Here is a 20,070-nt window from a genome sequence, read left to right as displayed (position 1 = left end):
GCAGCATCGTCAGCAGCATCGACCGCCGCATCGTCCGTGGGGCTTCCCCGTCTGCTCGTCATCATGGGCTCCGGTGAAACTGCACCAACAATGAAGGGTCCACATCGCCAGGTGTTCGAGCAGCTTGCGGCGTCGACCGGCGGGTCCGTCGACGCGGTCCTCCTCGACACACCGTTCGGCTTTCAGGAGAACGTCGAGATCCTCGCGGCCAAGACCGCCGAGTACTTCACCGACGCAGTGAGCCGACATGTCGCCATCGCAGGTCTGGCACGTACCGACCACGGCGATGTCGTTGGGATTGAGACGGCCATCGCCAAGATCCGTGCGGCCGACTGGGTGTTTGCCGGTCCCGGCAGCCCGACGTTTGCGCTCCGCCAGTGGGCTGGGACGCCGATCCCCGACTCGATTGGCGCCAAGCTACGCGACGGAGGTGCTGTTGTCTTTTCGTCAGCCGCGGCGCTGACACTCGGGCGCAAGACCATTCCGGTGTACGAGGTGTACAAGTCGGGCGCCGATCCGTACTGGGTCGACGGACTCGATCTGCTCACCGCCATCGGTCTTCCTGTCGTGGTGATCCCGCACTACGACAACAAGGAGGGCGGCAATCACGACACGAGCAAGTGTTATCTGGGCGAGCGGCGCCTGTTGATGCTCGAACCTGAACTCGATGATGATGTCTTCATCCTCGGCGTCGACGAACACACTGGCGTCATCATCGACCTCGACGCCCAGACTGCCGAAGTGGTCGGCAAAGGCGGCATCACGCTCCGCAAAGATGCGGTGTCCACCCGGATCGAATCCGGCGAGACCGTCCCCTTCAGCACCCTGCAGCGCGGCCCGGTTGGCGACGCCTCCGGCGCTGCCCCGGCGCTCGCGGTAGAACCCGTCCCCGAGACTCCTGACACGATGGTGACGGAGGGCGTCGAGATTCCGTCGCTGGCAGCCGATGCGGCGAGGCTCGAAGCCGAATTTGATGCTGCACTCGCTGCACGAGATGCCGACGCCGCGCTCGGCGCCATTCTTTCTCTCGACAGCGCGATGATCGAGTGGGGACGCGACACCCTGCAGGGCGACGAGATGGACCGCGCTCGAGCGTCGCTCCGATCGATGATCGTCCGGCTCGGCGCTGCCGCTGCTGGCGGCGTGCGTGACCCGCGTCAGGTTCTCGGTCCAGTCGTCGAAGCAGCCCTCGCTGCGCGAGTAACCGCTCGTGAAGCGAAGGCCTACTCCGTCAGCGATGCCATCCGCGACAATCTGGCCGCTGCAGGTATTGAGGTGCGCGACACCCCGCAGGGTGCCGAATGGGTGATCGACGAGCCGGCGAGTTCGTAGCCCCGGTCAGGCGAGCGGGTCGTCAATCGCTACCGCGAGCACGGCAGCGGGATCGATGTGCACCGGTTCGCTCAGCTGCTCGACGGTGAGGTGACACTTCATGCTATGCCCGGCTGACAGCTCCACCATCTGCGGCTCGGTGACTTCGCACAGACCTTTGATTGCGCGGTGACAGCGAGTATGGAACACGCAACCCGATGGCGGATTTGCGGGCGAAGGAATAGCTCCCATGAGTGGAATCCGGTCTTCGGCGATTCCGTCGACGCTCGGGACTGCCGAGAGCAGCGCCTCGGTATACGGGTGGTTCGTGCCGTTGAACATGGTGGCGGTCGAGCCAATTTCCATGATCCGGCCGAGGTACATCACCGCAATTCGGTCGGCGAGGTAGCGCACGACGCCAATGTCGTGGCTGATGAACAGGTAGCTCGTGCGCTCCTCGTTCTGCAGCCCAGCGAGAAGGTTCAGAATTGCGGCCTGAACAGAAACATCGAGCGCCGAGGTCGGCTCGTCGCAGACCACTACCTCTGGGTCGCCTGCGAACGCACGGGCAATGGCGACGCGCTGCTTGAGCCCACCAGACAGCTGCCGCGGTCGCATGTCAAGGTGGCGCGGCGAGAGCTGCATCGCCTCGGCAATCTCCTCGACTCGTTTGTCGGCTGCCGCGCCCTTGACTCCGGTCAGCTTGACGACGCTGCGATGCAGGATTCGGCGAACGGTCCAGGAGCGGTTGAGCGCCGAGTCGGGGTTCTGGAAAACCATCGAGATCGCCCGCACCGACTCCTCAACACGGGCAGTCGCCTTGCCGGCCATCTGGCGGCCACGCAACGTGATGGCACCGCCCTCGTCAGCGGCATGAACGCCGAGCATGGTTTTGGCGAGCGTCGACTTTCCCGAGCCTGACTCGCCGACAAGACCAAGCGTCTCACCTTCGGCAAAACCGAGGTCCACGCTCACGAGCGCAGGGACGTCGTGCCCACGTTGACGGAACGTCTTGGACACTCCGTTGACACCAATGACCTGTTCCGTACCAACGTTATAATTAACGGTGACTTCCTGAGGTTCGGGCACGTCACTGATCCGGTCGGCATCGTGACAACGCGTCCAGTGACCATCGCTCCGATCGACGATCGGTGGCACGTCTGTTCGACAGATTTCGGTTGCAATCGGGCATCGATCGATATATGTGCAGGTTGGGAGCGACGCACCAATCGGTGGCGCCGAGCCCGGGATCGCAAACAGCTCGCGGTCGGTTTTTCGCAGACCACGTCGTGGAATCGAGTTGAGCAGACCCTTGGTGTAGGGGTGGCTCGGGTTGTCGAACACCTCGTCGACCGTGCCTTCTTCGACAATCCGGCCGGCGTACATCACGCCGACCCGATCACACATGGTGCGGATGACCCCGAGGTTGTGCGCGATCAACAAAATCGCCGAGTTCAGTTCCGAACGCAGGTCGCGGACGAGGTCAAGTACTTCGGCTTCAACTGTCGCGTCGAGCCCAGTGGTCGGCTCATCGAGCACCAGCAGCGTTGGATCGCAGGCCAGCGCCATGGCAATGACGACACGTTGCAACATACCGCCTGACAACTGATGAGGGTAGCGGTCCATCACGCTCTCGGGCGCAGCGATGCGGACCCGTTTGAGTGCTGCGAGCGCTGAGGCATGCGCTTCGGAATTGGACTGGCCCATCACCTTGAATGCTTCGGAGACTTGCTTACCGATCTTCAGGACCGGGTTGACCGCCTGAACCGGATCTTGAAACACCATCGAGGCTCGTTGCGCCCGAAACTCGCGGAGTTCGCGTCCGGACATCGCAGTCAGCTCTTGGCCACCCGACTCGACGCGCCCAGCATCGATTCGGCCATTGCCAGGCAGATAGCGCAGGGCGGCGTACGCGGTGGTCGACTTGCCGCAGCCGGACTCGCCGACGAGCCCGTAGGCCTCGCCAGCACGAACTTCAAAGCTGACGCCGCGCAGCACGGCTCGAGGCGTGCCCCGGACGATGTAGGACATCTCAAGTCCGTCGATGGCCAGTGCCGGGTGCTCAGCTTCGGTCTCGGTGGGTAGCGGTTCCGTCGTGGTCATGATTTCAGCGCCTTATCGATCGAGTCTGCGATCAGGTTCACGCCGATCACTAGGCTGGCAATGGCGATCGCTGGGAAGATAGATGGCCACCAGATATCTCTGACGATTTGCTCGTAGTTTTGTGAGACGTCGATGCCCCAGTCGGCGTCGGTGATGTTCGAACCGACAAACCCGAGGAAGGCAAGCGTGGCGTAGGTGAACACCGCGTAGCCGAGCCGAACAGTGAGTTCGACGACAACGAGACCAGTCACATTAGGCAAGATCTCGCGACCCACGATGAAGAGTCCCGATTCGCCACGCATCTTCGCCGACATGACGTAGTCAAGATCGGATTCCGCGATGGCCGCCGACCGAATCGTGCGAGTAATCGCGGGAACGAACAGCACGGCGATCGTGCCGATGATGACTGGCGTCGATCGGCCGAAGGTGAACACCACCAAGATCGCCATCAAGATGATCGGGATCGACAAAATAGCCTCGATCACTCGGCTGAGAACCTCATCAACCCAGCCTCGGTAGTACCCCATGACCAAACCCAGCATTGTTCCGACGATGACAGCCATCGCTGTAGCAATGGGCGCAACAATCAGAATGGGGCGAGCCCCGTAAATAATTCGCGCATAGACGTCCCAACCGTTCTTATCTGTCCCAAGCCAGGCCTCTGATCCGGGCTTGACACGGGGTCCCGCTTCAACAAATTCCTTCGGACCGACTGACGTTAGAAGGCTTGGCCATAACGCTGCGAATACCCAAAAGCCGACAATAAGGACACCAAAGAGGAATCCTGGGCTTCGGTAGAGAACTCTGAGTTGTTCCCGTCTGATTTGGTTCTTCGCGCTTCTCTCCGACGTTGTCGGACCCCTGTCGAGTTCGCTCTTAGCAGCATCACCATTTGCAAGGTCTGATGTCTCGCTCATCAGTTGTCGCCAAGCGTTTGACGTGCCCGTGGGTTCATCCACGCCACCAGCAAATCTGCACCAAGAGTGGCAAGCATGTAGATGATCGCAACTGTGAGGACCCCTGCGCGAAGGACTGGGTAGTCAGCTCGGTCAACGGCACGGATAATGAGGTTGCCGACGCCTTGGTAACCAAACACAATTTCGAGAGCAACCATGCCTCCGAAGAGATAGCCGAGTTGAGTGCCGAGCACGGCAACTGTTGGTTGGAGTGCGTTGCGAGCTATATGCTTTCGAAAGACTCGGCCAGTGGAGAGCCCACGCATGAAGGCGGTTCGGGCGTAATCAGAGTCGAGTGCTGTAATGGTTCCAGCCCTGGTGATACGAGCTATGTACCCGAAGTAGACCATTAATACGGCGATCACGGGTAGCAGCAAGTGCTGAATCTGAATCAGTGGCCCTGACCCTGGCGGCGCACTGGCCTGGACTTTGAAGAAGTCAAATGGGACGGCCAAAAACGCAAGCAGGAAGACGCCTGCTACAAAGTCGGGGATTGCTGAGAAAGCTAGTCCGGTGTTGACGATGAGACGATCAATCCAGCTGTCTTTCTTGTACGCAGCGACGAGACCGCCAAGAATCGACACTGGTACGATCACCAAGAGCGACAGGATGACAAGTTTGGCCGAGTTGGCTACGGCTTTCCACACCAAACTCATCACTGGCTCCCCTGTTGCCACAGAGAACGATTCCCCAAAGTCAAGTGTGACTACGGAGACCGACAGATTTGACAGCTGCGTTGCAACAGAATCACGGAGCCCAAGTGATTCGGTGACCTGCATTAACCGTTCAGGAGACGCCGTACCACCTGCAATTTTACGGGCTGGATCGCCGGGCGCGATATTCGGTATAAGCGTCACGATTACGAGCAGTATTGCCAACGTAACAAGTGCCAGCAATAGTCGCCTAATGATGAATCTTGTCACGTACTTTCTCGCCTCAAGTCGGAGTCGCTTTGTGAACGATGGCGAAGAGGCCGCAACGTTTCACCGTTCCAGCCTCTTCGCCACCGCTACTCCCCTCAGGAGGGGCTAGCGAGATTTAGCTCTTTGTAACGTTCTGGAACTGCATGTGTCCGAGTGCAGTTACTTCGAGGCCACTCACTGCGTCACTTGCGGCAGTGAGATAGTCGAAGAAGAACGGATACACGGCAGGCGTGTCCTCATGAAGGACCCGTTGGATTTTGCCAACTGCATCCTTCTGACCGGCCACATCGGTAGCGCCTTGATACGCCTTGAACAACCCGTCGAATTCAGCTGACGCATAGTTCGACGAGTTCCAATCGGCATCCGTCTGGAGCGCTCGACCGAAGAAGACATCCGGCGTGGGCCGGTGACCGTAATCGACGATACCGATGTCTGCTGAGGCTCCGCACGGACGACCAGGGCCCGACGTTTCAGGTTGCGTGCCCCAACTTGCACCAGAGCACCAGTATTCCCCGTAGAAGTCGGAGTTTGGCGTCACGCTAACCGGCGTTGTGATACCGACAGCGGCCAAGTTCTGTTCAACAATGGCGGCGATAGCTGGTATCTCACCGAGATCACCAACCTGAAGAACCGATTCAATGCCATCCGGATATCCCGCGTCTGACAAAAGTTGCTTCGCCATTTCCGGATCGTACGGACGTTGCTCTTGAGTGTCGTCGAAGTAGGGCAGGGTCGCATAGACGGGATGGTCATTTGCAATGACCGCCTGGCCTTCGTAGACCGTATCCACAATTTGCTGACGATTGATTGCGTAGCCAACTGCCTGCCGAACTCGAGGATCAGTGAATGGACCACCTTCTGGTAGCTGTGTGTTGAACCACAGTTGGCGGTGATTCGAGGACGGAGGCCGAAGAACGGTGACGCTTGAATCGTTGAGAAGCGTGGCTCCATCGGAGATCGAGAAAGACTGAAGTACATCAATCTCGCCGGCAGCAAACGCTGCAACTGAGGTGCCGCCCGAGTCGAACCCCTGCAGCGTGACGCTGTCCAAGTTGACACCGCCGCCCCACCAGTTTGGGTTAGGTGTGAATGTCGCGCGGAAGCTTGACGGATCGAAATCCTCGAGAACCCAGGCTCCCGTGCCCGTCACTCGATCGTTAAGAACCGTGCCGCTGCTGTAGTCCGCTGGTGTGATCAATGACTGCGGGTTGAAGAGCGAAACGAGAACTGGCAAGTTGCCATTCGGGGCATCGAGATTCATGACCACAGTCACGTCATCAGGCGTCTCGGTGCTTCCGGCACTGAAGACACCCGCGACACCCGCGCCAACTTCTGCCATCCGGTCCAGGGTCGCCGCAACGTCAGCCGATGTCAGTGGTGCGCCGTCTTCTTGCCAAGTGACTCCATCACGAAGTTTGAACGTCCACTGTGTGGCGTCCGCGTTAGGACTCCACTCAGTAGCTAGCGCAGTTGCGGCGATGTTTCCATCGCTGCCTAGACCAACAAGGTATTCGAAGCTTTGCGAGAGCACGGCGTAGGTGCCGAGGTCAAGCATGTTGAGCGGGTCAAGACCCGAGTTAGCGTCGCCGGTCTGAATTGCCGCAGTCACGTCGCCGCCTGCTGCGCTGGCTGGAGCTTCGGTTGTCGCTGGCGCCTCGGTGCTCGCTGACTCTCCACCGCCCGAGTCACTCCCGCTGCTGCTGTCGTCGCTGCCGCAAGCCGCAATTACTGCGCCCATCATCGGCATTGAAAGGCCGATCATTGTGCCGCGCTTCACGAAGTTACGTCGGTTGATTTTCCCTTGAGCGTAAGCCTCAATGAGATCAGCCTCAATAGGGCCTCCCGAGCGACGCGCCCAGTCAATACGTTTCCAGTCCATTCAAATTCCCCCTTGGGATATGAGTACACGCCGCGGGAACCGTTATCCCTCGACACGACGTCCATAACGAACAGGCCCCCTGCGGACAAACCATGCCCTCAGGTTCTCGCGCTCATTGGTCGTCGCCCCAGCAAGGTAGCACGGTTCCAGGAACGGAATGAAATCAGTCACATGTTGACCTGAGCAGTAACAATTCGACCGTTGGGCTCGCAGGGAGGGCGGGATTGCGGGGCGTCAGAACACGATGCCAGACGAGCGCAGCGCTGCGATCCGCTCGACCGGAGAGGCAATGACCGCCGCCAACGTGAGTTCGAGGCCCAGGTCCGAGGACTCTCGGTACCACTCCCATTCGATGACCCCGGTCGCCCACTTCTCCAAACGATTCATCCGGGCAGTGAAGATGTGGCGGGCGAGCCGCGCAACATCACATTCGCCGATCAACATCGCCTCGGTCGCGGCCTGTGCCAGATCGTGTTCGATGATTTGCACCACGCGGTCGCCGACTGATCCCATCCCATGGGCGCCCGGACCCAACCGCAGACTCGCAAAGATCGGACGCCAAACATCGATTGCTGTTCCGACGGTGTCGTCCAGCGCCTGGAAGAGCGCCCGAGTCGTCTCGATGGGCCCCCGAGCAGGCTGGTCACCGAAGCCGACTTCGAGCTGATCAAGCCCGTTCGAGACGAATGCGACCAGCACACCGTCGCGGTCACCGAACTGGTTGTACAGCGTTGCGACGGCTACACCGGCCCGAGCCGCGAGCTTGCGCATCGTGAGACCCTCAAGACCCTCTGCGGCGATGATCTCTCCTGCGGCCGCAAGGACTTCGGCACGCGTCCGCTCCTGTCGCCGCTCCCAACCCGACTGAGTCGGCGCCTCAGCGGGTCTCACCGAACTGGCTCCCATAGGCGAGGAGCATACGACTCACCTGACCAACGATCGTCAGTCCCGATGCGATGTCCTCAGACTTGACAAGTGTTCGGAACGATGGTCCCATCACCCACATGACCCGCCTCGGTTATCAGATCCCCAACTTCACCTATCCCGGCGTCGGCCCGGCCAGACTGTTCGACGCCGTCGCACAGCAAGCGCGCGAGGCCGACTCGAGTGGATTCGACACCGTGCTGGTGATGGACCACTTCTACCAACTTCCGCAGATCGGCGACCCCGACCAATACATGCTCGAGTGCTACACGCTGCTCGCCGCGCTCGCTCGCGAAACCAGCAACGTCCGGCTGTCGTCCCTGGTCACCGGCAATACCTATCGCAATCCAGCGGTACTGGCGAAGACCGTCACGACGCTCGACATCGTGTCGCAAGGCCGAGCCACCCTCGGGATCGGTGCAGGCTGGTTCGCCTTGGAACATGACGCGTTCGGCATCGAATTCGGCACCTTCACCGATCGATTCGAGAAGCTCGAAGAAGCACTACAGATTGTCAGCCCAATGCTTCGGGGCGGCAAGGCAACCGTCGACGGCACGTGGTACGCAACACTCGACGCGATGAACGAGCCGCCGCCGGTCTCAAAAGTGCCGATCATGATCGGCGGCGCCGGAGAGAAGAAGACCCTCCGCATGGTGGCGCAGTACGCCGACGAGTCGAACCTGATCTGCGACGACGCCGCGATCGCCCACAAGCTCGATGTCTTGGCGGCACACTGCGCCGCCGTTGGTCGTGATCGTTCCGAGATCACCGTCAGCAAGCAGAAGAACTGCTGCATCGCTCCCACGCACGACGAAGCACGCTCGGACATGCTTGCGTACTTCGCACGGCGGGGCTTGGACGTGTCCAAGATGAGCGAGGACGACCTTGCCACACGACTCGGTCAGGTCGTGTGGGGCGACCCAGATGAAGTCGGGGAGCACTTCTCGTCGCTGCTTTCTACCCACGACGGTCTCGATGGCTTCACCATCAACATGATCCCCAACGGGTTCATCGAGGGCCGCGTCGAGTTGCTCGGCCAGACCCTCGCTCCCCTATTCAGCTGACTCGCTGGCGGGGTGAGGGCGGCGGCCTCAGCTCGAGAGCAAGTCGAGTTCCTCGTCGAGGTACTCGGCCTTGCACTTGCTGCGCTGCAACTTGCCGCTGCTCGTCTTCGGGAGCGTGCCCGGCTGCACGAGCATGATATCGCGCGGCGGCAGGCCACTGACTTCGAGCGCACGGTGATGGATCCGTTCACGCACGTCGGCCAGATCACCAGAGGTTTCGGTCAGCCGAACCTCGGCCACGACGACCACGCTCTCTTTGCCCTTGTAGCCCTCCATACCAAACGCGATCACGTTGCCCGCACGAACACCGTCGAGTGGGCCGACCGCGCGCTCGATGTCTTCGGGGAACACGTTGCGACCGCCGACGATGATGACGTCCTTGATCCGGCCGCACATCACGAGCTCGCCATCGAGGAGGTAGGCGAGGTCACCGGTGCAGAGCCAGTCGTCGTGGAACAGCGCAGCGGTGGCGTCGGGCCGCTTGTAATAGCCGGGGGTGACCGACGTACCCCGAAGCAACAGCTCGCCGACGTGACGTTCCGGCAGCGTTTCAAACGTCTCGGGATCAACCACCTTCATTTCGAGACCAGGCACCGCTGTTCCGAGGAGCGGGAGTTTGCGGGCCGTCACGGCGAACTCGTCGGTGTCGAGGACTTCGATCGGCTTGGCGACTCGCTCGGTTTCCAGCACGATGCGGTCCACGGTGTCGGTACGCAGGCCGCGACCACGAGTGGGGAACGAGCCGCCGATCGCTACCTCGGCCATGCCAAACGCTGGGAAGACACCGCCAGCATCGAAACCGAACCGCGACGCCTCGGCGACAAAGGCCTCGACCGCTTTTGGATCGACCGGCTCGGCACCGGAGAGGGCCAACGAGAGCCGCGACAGGTCAAGGCCGTTCATGCGCTTGAGCGCCCGCGTCGCGAGAACCCACGAGAAATTTGGACCAGCGGTCGCCGTACAGCCGTAGTCGCTGAGCCACTGCATCCAATTGCCGGGGTGCGCGAGGAAGTCTTGTGGCGCCGCCTGCACGAGGTTGACGCCCTTGGTCATCGGGATGGCGAGGAACCCGACCAGACCCATGTCGTGATAAAGCGGCAGCCACGACATCATCGTTTCGCCCTGCTCGATCTGAGCGGCCTCAAGACAAGCATCGACGTTGGCGGACAACACGCGATCAGGAATCATCACGCCCTTCGGCTCGCTCGTCGAACCGCTCGTGTACTGCAGAATGACGAGACGCTCGGGATCGTGCGCCGGAATCTCGAGACGGTCTCCATGCGGCACGTTCGGTGCACCCGGCAGGACGGAACGCATCAGTTCGATCGGCGGGTCACCCTCAGCAGCGGTGTAAAAGTCAGCGAGTTGATCGTCGATCAGGACGAGCTTGGCATCGCCGTGGCGAATCCGGCCGCGGGTGCTGTCGATAAAGGCATCAAGGGATCCCATGCGCATCGGTAAAGGCAGCACCATCGACGCAATGCCGGCCATCCAGCAGCCACGCACAATGGTCATGAGCTCGCGACTGGTCGGCCCGAGCACTGCGACATGATCGCCGGGCAACAGGCCCTTGGCCTGCAGCGCTGCGCCGACTGCACGCGCATCATCGTGGATCTCGCGCCAGGTGACGAGCGCCGGGCGCCCATCGGCATCGAGGTCGCCGCTGAGGACGGACTTGCCGACAAAACGGACCCCTGTGCCTAAGTCGGCGGCTTGTTCCAGTCGGGTGATCGTGGAATCGACAACATCCATGGCCCGCGACGGTAACGCATCACCAACGATTCGTCGACGGATCGTGGCTGTCCAGAACGCTATTGGCTGCCGTCGAGCCGACCGGGCAGGTGATGCATCGATCCACCGCGCACCTTGACCTCCTTGGGCTGACATGCGTGGCAGCCGTACTCGAGGTGAATGCCCTGAATCGACATTTGCGTCCCGCGTGATTTCTCAAGGATGACTTGCGGCAGGTGATACAGGTCGTCACCGCCACATATCGGACACTTCGGCCGCGGATCACGCGTCCAGCTGATCTTGCACACGTCGCAGGTGAGTTCGAGCGTCCCGTCGCCAACGGGCGCACCGCGCAGATGCTCGTCGCTGTCGCAGGACGGGCAAACAATCTTGAGGGCCATGGCGCTTCGAGCGTACGACACCCCATCGGCATCGAGCTGCGATCAGCTGTGCCCGAATGCCTCCACCAGTTGTGTTCGGCTGCTCTCGGGCATTGAGGTGTAGAGCAGTTCGGCGCCGTCAAAGCGCCTCGCCTCAGCACTCAGGTCGCTCACGTGGACGTGCTCGGCAAGGATCACGACCGCAGTCGTCCCGTTCTCGACGGCCGCCTTGAACCAGTCGACCCACTCGTCTGGGATACCGATGTCGACCACCTTCGCCGTGACGGCACCGACCCCAGCCCCGACACCGAGTCCGGCAACCCAGCCGATCGGGCCACCGATGATCAGGCCAAGCAGGCCGGTCCACATCGCTCCCGACGCTGCGGCACGGCCGGGTGTCAGATCCATCGTCTCCATCACACTGACTTTGCCGGCGTCGTTCTTGCCCACGACGACGGCGTCTTTGAGCGCAAGCTTGCCAGCGTTGCGCAACCCGGTCATGGCGAGGAGGTACTCCTGCGCACGAGTCGAGGTATCGAAGGCGACGCTGATAATGACTGGGGCATCGGGATCGGGATCGACGGACGGCCCTGCGCGCAGACTTGGGTCGGGCGGCTGAAAGTCGGACATGCCACAGTCTGGCCACGAAACACCGCAGTCAAACGGTTGACGAACACAAACGGATCAGGACCGCGCGTCAAGTGACCCCGTAGGCTCGGGGGCCGTATGAGCGAGACCGACACCACCGCACACAGCGCCGACACTCCTGCCCACCGGTACACGTCGGCACTTGCCCAGGACATCGAATTGCGGTGGCAGCAGACCTGGGCCGACGACGGGACCTTCAACGCTCCCAACCCTGCTGGCCCACTCGCCGACCCCGACGCGGTTGCGGCGCGCGGCGACAAGCTCTTCGTCCTCGACATGTTCCCGTACCCATCCGGCGTCGGCCTCCACGTTGGCCACCCACTGGGCTTCATTGGCACGGACGTCTACGCCCGATTCCAACGAATGGCCGGACGCAACGTCATCTACACGATGGGCTTCGACGCATTTGGTCTCCCCGCCGAGCAGTACGCCGTACAGACCGGAACCCACCCGGCAATCACAACAAACGACAACATCGCAAACATGAGGCGCCAGCTGCGTCGCCTCGGGCTGAGTCACGACATGCGACGCTCAGTCTCCACCACTGACCCGGAGTACTACCGGTGGACGCAATGGATCTTCAGTCAGGTCTTCAACGCCTGGTACGACGAGGATGCCGAACGGGCCCGGCCGATCGATGAGCTGATCGCCGAATTCGAGGCCGGCGATCGGGTGGCACCCGACGAACGAAGCTGGAGCGAGCTCTCCCCCGCCGAACGCAACGAGCTCATCGACGACCATCGCCTGGCCTATGTCTCTGAGGCGCCGGTCAACTGGTGTCCCGGTCTGGGCACTGTCGTGGCAAACGAAGAAGTGACCGCCGACGGCCGTTCCGACCGCGGCAACTTCCCGGTATTCAAGCGCAACATGCGGCAGTGGATGATGCGTATCACCGCGTATGCCGACCGCCTGATCGACGACCTCGAGTTGCTCGATTGGACCGAGGCCATCAAGGCGATGCAGCGCAACTGGATCGGCCGCAGCCACGGCGCCAAGGTCGACTTCGAATCGTCTGCTGGCACGATCACCGTCTTCACCACGCGACCCGACACCTTGTTCGGCACATCGTTCATGGTGCTCTCCCCCGAACATCCATACGTCGACGAGCTGGCCGGCCCGGACAAGGCCGACGAGATCGCCGCCTATCGCAAGCAGGCAGCTGCCAAGAAGGACTTCGAGCGGCAAGACGAAACGCGCGAGAAGACGGGCGTGTTCACGGGGGCCTACGCCACGAACCCCGTCAACGGTGAACAGATCCCGATCTGGATCGCCGACTACGTCCTCATGGGTTACGGCACCGGAGCCATCATGGCCGTGCCCTGTGGCGACAGCCGCGACTTCGAGTTCGCCCGCAAGTTCGATCTGGCCATCCCGGCAATCCAAACTCCGCCGCCGGCCTGGTTCAAAGAACGCGGTCTGGACGTCACCCTCGACACACGACAGTGGCCCGAGGCCTTTGTCGGCGATGCACCATACGTCAATAGCTCAAACGGCGAACTGTCTCTGGACGGGCTGGTCAACAAGGCCGAAGGCATCGCTGTGATGAACGCCTGGCTCGAACGGGCGAATGCCGGTGAGGCGACCATCAATTACAAGCTGCGCGACTGGCTATTTAGCCGCCAGAGATACTGGGGCGAACCGTTCCCGATCGTCTACGACGCCGACGGCAACCCGCACACACTGCCCGACTCGATGCTGCCGGTCGAGCTCCCCGAGACCGAGTCGTTCTCCCCGCGCACCTTCGACGATGACGACGAATTCTCCAGCCCCGAGAGCCCCCTCGATCGCCTCCAGGACTGGGTGAACGTCGAACTCGATCTCGGCGACGGCGTGCAGATGTATCGCCGTGACACCAACGTGATGCCGCAGTGGGCCGGATCGTGCTGGTACGAGATGCGATACCTCGACCCGACAAACACGGAGACCTTCTGTGACCCGGCCGTCGAGGAATACTGGATGGGTCCACAGACCCACATTCGCCCGGACCATCCGGGTGGCGTCGACCTCTACGTCGGCGGCGTCGAACATGCCGTGCTGCACCTGCTGTACGCCCGGTTCTGGCACAAGGTCTTGTTCGACCTTGGCCACGTCAGCTCCAAAGAGCCGTACGCCCGCCTGTTCAACCAGGGCTACATCATGGCCGCGGCGTTCAAGGACGAACGCGAGATCTATGTCGAGGCGACGGAAGTCGAAGGATCCGAGGACGCCGGCTTCACCCACGACGGCCAACCGGTCGCACGCGAGTGGGGCAAGATGGGCAAGTCGCTGAAGAACGCCGTCTCGCCCGACGAGATGTACGAGGAGTACGGGGCCGACACGTTGCGCCTCTACGAGATGGCGATGGGCCCACTCGACGCATCGCGGCCGTGGGAAACACGTGACGTCGTCGGCATGTACCGCTTCCTGCAGCGGCTCTGGCGCAACATGGTCGACGAAGAAACTGGCGCCTGCACTGTTGTCGACACCGCTCCTGACGCCGCGACCGACAAGCTGTTGCATCGGACCATCGATGTCGTTCGCATTGAGATGGACGCACTCCGGTTCAACACGGCGATCGCCAAGCTGATCGAGTTGAACAACGGCGTCACCAAACTCGACGCCACACCCCGAGCGGTCGCCGAAGCGATGATTCGCATGCTGGCACCACTCGTCCCGCATATCACCGAGGAACTGTGGCGCAAGCTCGGCCATGACGACACCGTGGCCTACATCGAGTTCCCAACCGCTGATCCGGCGCTACTCGTCGACGACACCATCGAGGTCCCTGTCCAGGTCAACGGCAAGGTGCGCGGCCGAATCACCATCCCCGCCGACGCCGACCAGGCCACAACCGAAGCGGCGGCGCTGGCCGACGAGAAGGTGATTGCCACACTCGCGGGCAACACGCCGAAGAAAGTCATCGTCGTGCCCGGCCGCATGGTCAACATCGTCGTCTGACGACTGCGGTCAGGCGTCGACGAGTTCGCGCTCGGGCTCGGGCTCCTCGCCAGCGATTGCACCCTCGTCATGTCCACCCTCGACGTTCAGCGCGGGCAGGAGACGATCCAACCATTTCGGCAACCACCAGTTCTTCTCACCGAGTAACTCCATCGTCGCGGGGACGAGCAACATGCGCACCAGTGTCGCGTCGAGGAAGATCGCCGTTGCCAGCCCGAGACCGAACATCTTGATCACACGAGCGTCCTCGAGCACGAAGCTGCCAAAGACCACAACCATGATCGCCGCCGCTGCAGTGATGACGCGGGCGGTGGCTGCGAGTCCGTCTGCAACCGAGGTCACCGGATCGCCCGTCTTGTCGTATTCCTCGCGCACCCGTGACAAGAGGAAGACCTCGTAATCCATTGAGAGACCAAACACGATGGCGAAGAGCATCATCGGCAGGAACGGCTCGATCGGACCGCTGCCGGTTCCCAACAGCTCAACACCCCAACCCCATTGGAAGACGGCGATGACGATGCCGTACGCGGCGCCGATCGACAGCAGGTTCATGATGACGGCCTTGAGCGGGACCAGCACCGAGCGGAACACCATCATCAGCAGCAGAAACGACAGCGTCAAGACAGCGAGGAAGAACACCGGGAGTCGGGCCCCGAGATAATCAGAGAAGTCAATGCTTGACGCGACAGCTCCCGTCACCTTCACGTCAAGCCCCGACAGCTCGACCGCTCCCGGAATCACGGTGTCGCGCAACTCGCGCACCAGGGCCGAGGTGGCCTCGTCCTGCGGGCCAGTCTCGGGGACGACAAAGATCTGGAACGCCTGCTCGTTCTCGGATGGGATCGGTCCGAGTGCGCGCGCAACGCCGTCCGCATCGTTCAGTGTCGCAACGAGGTTCTGCGCCGCGCCGAGCTGACTCGGGTCGTCCAGTTCTGCAACCACCAGCAGCGGGCCGTTGCTCCCGGCACCGAAGCCTTCCGCGAGCAGTTCGTATGCCTGGCGGGTGGTGGTGTCTTCCGCGAACGTGCTCTCGTCGCCGAAACCAAGGCGCAGACTGAGCACCGGAATACTCATTACGAGCAACAGCACGGTGACGCCGATTGCCATCGGCCACGAGTGGTGCTGCACAAAGCGGCTCCACCGATAGGCCCAGGTCTCGCGCAGCGGCTTCTCTGCGCGAGGTGGCACCACTTCGCGCAGCCCCGTGATGAAGAACGACGTCACCAGCGTGGCAATCGCCATCACGACGAACACTGCAGCCAAGGGAGCGAAGCCGAGGCCGACGGCCAGGAGCGCCACGGCGACAAATCCAGCCATGATCAAGCCACGCCAGCGGGTGACCTCAACGCGCTCACCGGCGAAACCGATCAGTGCAGGCAGCAGCGTGACCGAGGCAACCATGGTGATCGCCACCGTGACCGCCGCGCCAGTGGCGAGACCGTTGATGAACGCGAGTTGCATCACGAACATGCCGAGCAGAGAGATCACCACCGTGAGGCCGGCAAACAGTACCGCTCGTCCAGCGGTGTCGATCGCACGCACTGTTGCATCGTGCGGCGACATGCCGTCGCGCGTGCCCTCTCGGTACCGGGTGACGATGAACAGCGCGTAGTCGATGCCGACACCGAGACCGATCATGGCGCCCAACGTGGTGGCGAAGTCCGGGATTGACATCACGTTGGTGAGCAGCGTGATAGTGCCGACACCGATGCCGACACCGAACAGGGCGACGCCAATCGGCAGGCCCATTGCGAGCACCGACCCGAACGCCAAGATGAGAATGACCACCGCGAATGCCAGGCCGATCAGTTCAGACTCCGGGGGCTCGAACTCGGCAAGTGCGGCGCCACCGATCTTGATGCTGACACCATCGATGTCGATCTGGTCGACGAGCGTCTCAATGTCGCGACCAATCTCACTCGCTCGAAGCTCATCGGTGTTCTCGTCGAAGTCGATGCTGGCATAGGCGATCGATCCATCGGGAGACACGAGGCCGCGCTGTTCGCCGATCGGCGAGTAGGGGCTCGTCAGTGTGACTTCCTCGATGGCGCCGACCTCGTCAAACAATGCCGACATCTCGACTTGGACCACGGCGGCTCCGACGCCCTGCTCAGCTTCAAACACGATCGAGCCGGAGATGAAGCTTCCTCCCGCACCGAAATTCTCCTTCAAGATCTCAAAACCAGCCAGCGAGTCGGAGTCGGGGCTCTCGAACGAACTCTCCGACGAACTTCCGATGCTCCCAACTGCGGCCAACGTGCCCACGAGCACGACCACCCATGCGGCGAGGACGGTACGGCGGCGACGGAATGCGAACGATCCGAGGCGTTCCCAGATCGACGCGTTCGGACCCAGCGGCGTCGCCCCATCGCCTTCCGCGTTGTTGGACAATTTGTTCATGAATGGGAGCATGGTCGGTACCATGAGGCTTTGCAAGCACTGACCACCCATCGTGTCCAACGACACAACCCGACCGATTCGCGATGACTCAACCCAACCACGAACCAGGGGCGCAGCCATCCGTCGAGACCCAGGTCCCAGCCGGCGATGTCGACCCACGGGTCGAACGCTCTCGCACCTCAGTCGTCAGTGCCGCTGCTCAACTCCTGCTCGACAATGGCCCGGACGCGATTACCCACGCGCGGGTCGCTGCAGCAGCGGGCGTGAGCCGGACCACGGTCTACAAGCACTTCCCCGAGCGCTCCGACCTGCTCTTTGTCACGGCGGAGGCAATCGGAAAGAACGTTCCCAACCACAACGACATCACGGGCGATCTGCGGACGGATCTGCGGATGTTCCTCGATCACCTTGCGAGCGACCTGCGTGACCCGGTCCGCACTCGGATCATCGCGATGATGATGGAACGCGGGCTACATGATGATGCGGTTGCGTTGGTTCGCAACACCTTCATGCAGAAGTTCCGCGTGGTGTACACCGCCATCACATCGGCGGGCGTTGCGAGAGGTGAGCTCAGCGCTGACGTCGACGTCGAACTCGGCCTCGCCTCAATGGCCGGGTCGTTGATCTATGCGCGGCTCCTCACCGATCGGCCGATCGACGATGCACTCGTCGGCCGGGTGATCGACAACTTCATTCGAACCAACGCGCCCCGCTGACCACCCGCTCGACCAACTCAAAGCTGGCGTCAGCGGGTGCTGCGGGACAGCGCCTGCAGCGCTTCGCCAGCGACAGCGCTGAACCGCTCGATCAGCGCCTCGAGCCAGGCCGGGTCATCGTCGGCAAAGCTCGCGCGCACCTGGGCTCGGATCGCCGACGCGTCGTCCCCGGTCGGATCGCCGTAGGCGTGCAGCCACGCATCGGCACGCAACGACTGGAGCACGCTGAAGACGTCCACCGTTCCGAACTCGAGAGCGGCCGAGGTGACTTCGACATCAGGCAGCAGCCCGTCAAGAGCCCCCAGCCAGTCGCCGCTGAGCGCCGCCGACACACTCTCGCCATCATGCATCGATCGGACCTCGCCCCACCAGTCCGTGCCGCGCTGGTAGCCGGGATCACCCTTGGCGTGATGGGAGATCAGTTCGCCGTGGCTCCATGGACCCAGCCCGGTATGGAGATCAACGACGCCAAGTCGCTGTGCACCGCCAACGATTTCGGCAAGGTGCTCATGCATCCAACGATTCGACCAAACCGGCCCCGATCCACCGTGGAAGATTCCCGTCGGATGGTCGTACTGACCACCGCTCACGATTTCCTGGAATCGGCCGAGGCCGACCTCACCCGCCACCTCCATCAGCGCTGCGGTGGTCATCTGCTGGGTCTCATCGTCCCAGATTGCCGGCACGAGCAGATCGGCAATATCGCCGTACCCCGTGTTACGCGGCACGTCGGCCCAGTCGACGAAGTTGCGATTGACATCGACATTGTCTTCATTGACGCGTCGCACCCAGGAAAAACCGACCGGGTTGAAGGCGTGCAGGAGGACAACTCGCAAGCTTTCAGGGCCGTGACCCGGGCATTCGTCGAGCCACCAGGACTGCAACGCCGACCCGGCGTACCCCTCGACACCATGCGTGCCCGACACGAACAGCAACACATCGGTGGCGTCAGCTGAGCCCAGCACGGCGACATCGATTGCCAACTCCTCGCCTCCGCGTCCGCTCACCGGATGCGGAAACGAGGTGACCTCAGCCCCGGCGGTCGAGGCGGCATCAAGAAAGCGTCGACGTGCGACGGCGTAGGTCTGGTCGAGGAGACGGGTCATCTGCAGATGCTTTCAGATCGAGCTGGCGACTACTGACCTTCGCTGAGAAGTTATTCGAGCACCCAGATATATGTGGCGGTGTCCTGTGCGCCTGGTATCGAGACCCTGTCGCCGACGCAGTTCGGCTCGGTACCGCGTTGATACCGAGCCGAACTGCGTCGTCGTTGTCACTGATCACTTCGGCTCCGAGTGCCTGTTCACGCGCCCGATACTCAGTGGCGAACTCGACTGGATCAAGGCCGCAGTCGCCCGCGAGCGACGCGATCACACCGCTGTCTGAAATGGTGCGGTTGTCAGCGAAGTACGCCTTGAACATGGCGCGGTGAAATGCTTCTTCGACGTCCGGACCATAGGTGGCGGTAAGTTTGGAAGCCGCAAGTGCTGGCAAGCTGTGGCTGGGATGCTCGTGTTCTGATGCCCACGGTGCAGTGACTTCCAGTCGGGCGTCCGCTTCGGGCATTCGGGTCCAGTTCCGCGTGTAGGCAATGAATTCTCCGCGGGTCTTCCGGCCCGTTTCAGTCGAGCGGAGCATGAATGATTTCCACTCGATGACGATTCGGTCGCCAAAGTGTTCTTGCACATCGTCGAGGCGCACGGCCGCGACACAGCATAAGGGTCAAAGGAAGTCGGAGTCGACGGTGAGTCGCAGTGGTTCTGTCATTGCTCAGGTCCGGACAGGGATGACTTCGAACTGTCCGCCGACCTTGCCGTCGCTGGCTCGAAACTGTTCGATGACCTGTTTGTGGATTTCTCGCCAATCCATGATTCAGCTTTCAGTTGCTGAAATTGTCGTTGGAGTTGTTGCCGGATTCGAATTGCTTGAACGTGATCACGGCAAGACACAGCCGCAGCGTTGAGGGGCGCCGAGGAATGGAGCCGCGGCAGCGGGTGGGGCGTGTGCTGATCGTACTGACCTGGCCCCGGCTCGGTTCAACGAACACGTCAAGGCGCCCTCGGCGACACCTGACTCGAAGGCGTTCAACAACCGAGGG

At 61.8% G+C, this 20,070-nt stretch carries 14 protein-coding genes and 1 pseudogene; 4 read left to right on the top strand and 11 right to left on the bottom strand.

The annotated features are described in order from the left end of the window. Positions 1 to 1,332, top strand: a 1,332-nt coding sequence (locus ACH2DW_RS01490; protein WP_394927937.1) for a hypothetical protein, incomplete at its 5' end; no start/stop codon positions are given. 6 nt (positions 1,333 to 1,338) lie between these two features. Here ACH2DW_RS01490 and ACH2DW_RS01485 read toward each other — a convergent pair. From ACH2DW_RS01485 to ACH2DW_RS01465, 5 genes are all read right to left on the bottom strand, one after another. Further along, positions 1,339 to 3,414, bottom strand: coding sequence for an ABC transporter ATP-binding protein (locus ACH2DW_RS01485; RefSeq protein WP_394927936.1), 2,076 nt, complete (start codon positions 3,412 to 3,414; stop codon positions 1,339 to 1,341). Further along, complete coding sequence (locus ACH2DW_RS01480; protein WP_394927935.1) at positions 3,411 to 4,331, bottom strand: ABC transporter permease; 921 nt, start codon at positions 4,329 to 4,331, stop codon at positions 3,411 to 3,413. The genes ACH2DW_RS01485 and ACH2DW_RS01480 overlap by 4 nt, the downstream gene beginning before the upstream one ends. Next, a complete protein-coding gene (locus ACH2DW_RS01475) occupies positions 4,331 to 5,293 on the bottom strand; it encodes an ABC transporter permease (protein ID WP_394927934.1) in 963 nt (320 codons plus the stop codon). Before ACH2DW_RS01475 ends, ACH2DW_RS01480 begins: the two co-directional genes overlap by 1 nt. 115 nt (positions 5,294 to 5,408) lie before the next feature. Continuing rightward, positions 5,409 to 6,848: an ABC transporter substrate-binding protein gene (locus ACH2DW_RS01470; RefSeq protein WP_394927933.1), complete on the bottom strand. Its 1,440-nt coding sequence runs from the start codon at positions 6,846 to 6,848 to the stop codon at positions 5,409 to 5,411. Positions 6,849 to 7,406: 558 nt separating this feature from the next. After that, entirely contained in the window at positions 7,407 to 8,078 is a 672-nt protein-coding gene (locus ACH2DW_RS01465) for a TetR/AcrR family transcriptional regulator (RefSeq protein ID WP_394927932.1), read from the bottom strand. A gap of 98 nt (positions 8,079 to 8,176) precedes the next feature. Here ACH2DW_RS01465 and ACH2DW_RS01460 point away from each other — a divergent pair, with 98 nt between their 5' ends. Then, positions 8,177 to 9,160, top strand: a complete 984-nt coding sequence (locus tag ACH2DW_RS01460) for an LLM class F420-dependent oxidoreductase (RefSeq protein WP_394927931.1) — start codon at positions 8,177 to 8,179, stop codon at positions 9,158 to 9,160. Positions 9,161 to 9,187: 27 nt separating this feature from the next. Here the strand turns inward: ACH2DW_RS01460 and ACH2DW_RS01455 are convergent, their stop codons facing one another. Genes ACH2DW_RS01455 through ACH2DW_RS01445 form a run of 3 tightly spaced genes read right to left on the bottom strand, consistent with a single transcriptional unit; the run spans position 9,188 to position 11,901 of the window. Continuing rightward, positions 9,188 to 10,912, bottom strand: coding sequence for an AMP-binding protein (locus ACH2DW_RS01455; RefSeq protein ID WP_394927930.1), 1,725 nt, complete (start codon positions 10,910 to 10,912; stop codon positions 9,188 to 9,190). A 59-nt stretch (positions 10,913 to 10,971) separates the two neighbouring features. Then, positions 10,972 to 11,292, bottom strand: coding sequence for a hypothetical protein (locus ACH2DW_RS01450; RefSeq protein ID WP_394927929.1), 321 nt, complete (start codon positions 11,290 to 11,292; stop codon positions 10,972 to 10,974). A gap of 42 nt (positions 11,293 to 11,334) precedes the next feature. After that, entirely contained in the window at positions 11,335 to 11,901 is a 567-nt protein-coding gene (locus ACH2DW_RS01445) for a DUF1269 domain-containing protein (protein WP_394927928.1), read from the bottom strand. Between the two features lie 96 nt (positions 11,902 to 11,997). Between ACH2DW_RS01445 and leuS the strand changes: the two genes are divergently transcribed. Further along, positions 11,998 to 14,856, top strand: a complete 2,859-nt coding sequence (gene leuS, locus ACH2DW_RS01440; protein WP_394927927.1) for a leucine--tRNA ligase — start codon at positions 11,998 to 12,000, stop codon at positions 14,854 to 14,856. Between the two features lie 9 nt (positions 14,857 to 14,865). Here the strand turns inward: leuS and ACH2DW_RS01435 are convergent, their stop codons facing one another. Next, positions 14,866 to 17,256 carry an MMPL family transporter gene (locus tag ACH2DW_RS01435; RefSeq protein WP_394927926.1) on the bottom strand — a complete coding sequence of 797 codons (2,391 nt, stop codon included), beginning with the start codon at positions 17,254 to 17,256 and terminating at the stop codon, positions 14,866 to 14,868. A gap of 83 nt (positions 17,257 to 17,339) precedes the next feature. On the opposite strand from ACH2DW_RS01435, the gene ACH2DW_RS01430 reads away from it, so the two are divergent. Beyond that, positions 17,340 to 17,972, top strand: coding sequence for a TetR/AcrR family transcriptional regulator (locus tag ACH2DW_RS01430; protein ID WP_394927925.1), 633 nt, complete (start codon positions 17,340 to 17,342; stop codon positions 17,970 to 17,972). Between the two features lie 29 nt (positions 17,973 to 18,001). Here ACH2DW_RS01430 and ACH2DW_RS01425 read toward each other — a convergent pair whose 3' ends face one another. Then, positions 18,002 to 19,078 (bottom strand): M14 family metallopeptidase, encoded by a 1,077-nt coding sequence (locus ACH2DW_RS01425; protein WP_394927924.1) that lies wholly within the window; start codon positions 19,076 to 19,078, stop codon positions 18,002 to 18,004. Next, positions 19,026 to 19,682: pseudogene (locus tag ACH2DW_RS01420) on the bottom strand (DsbA family protein); the annotation flags it as partial. The pseudogene ACH2DW_RS01420 and the gene ACH2DW_RS01425, both read right to left, overlap by 53 nt. Positions 19,683 to 20,070 lie beyond the last annotated feature (388 nt).

Origin of the sequence: uncultured Ilumatobacter sp. (genome assembly GCF_963980585.1) — a bacterium.
GTDB lineage: Bacteria > Actinomycetota > Acidimicrobiia > Acidimicrobiales > Ilumatobacteraceae > Ilumatobacter_A.
The sequence above is the reverse complement of the archived record's forward strand: the minus strand, read 5'-3'. Positions and strand labels throughout refer to the sequence as shown.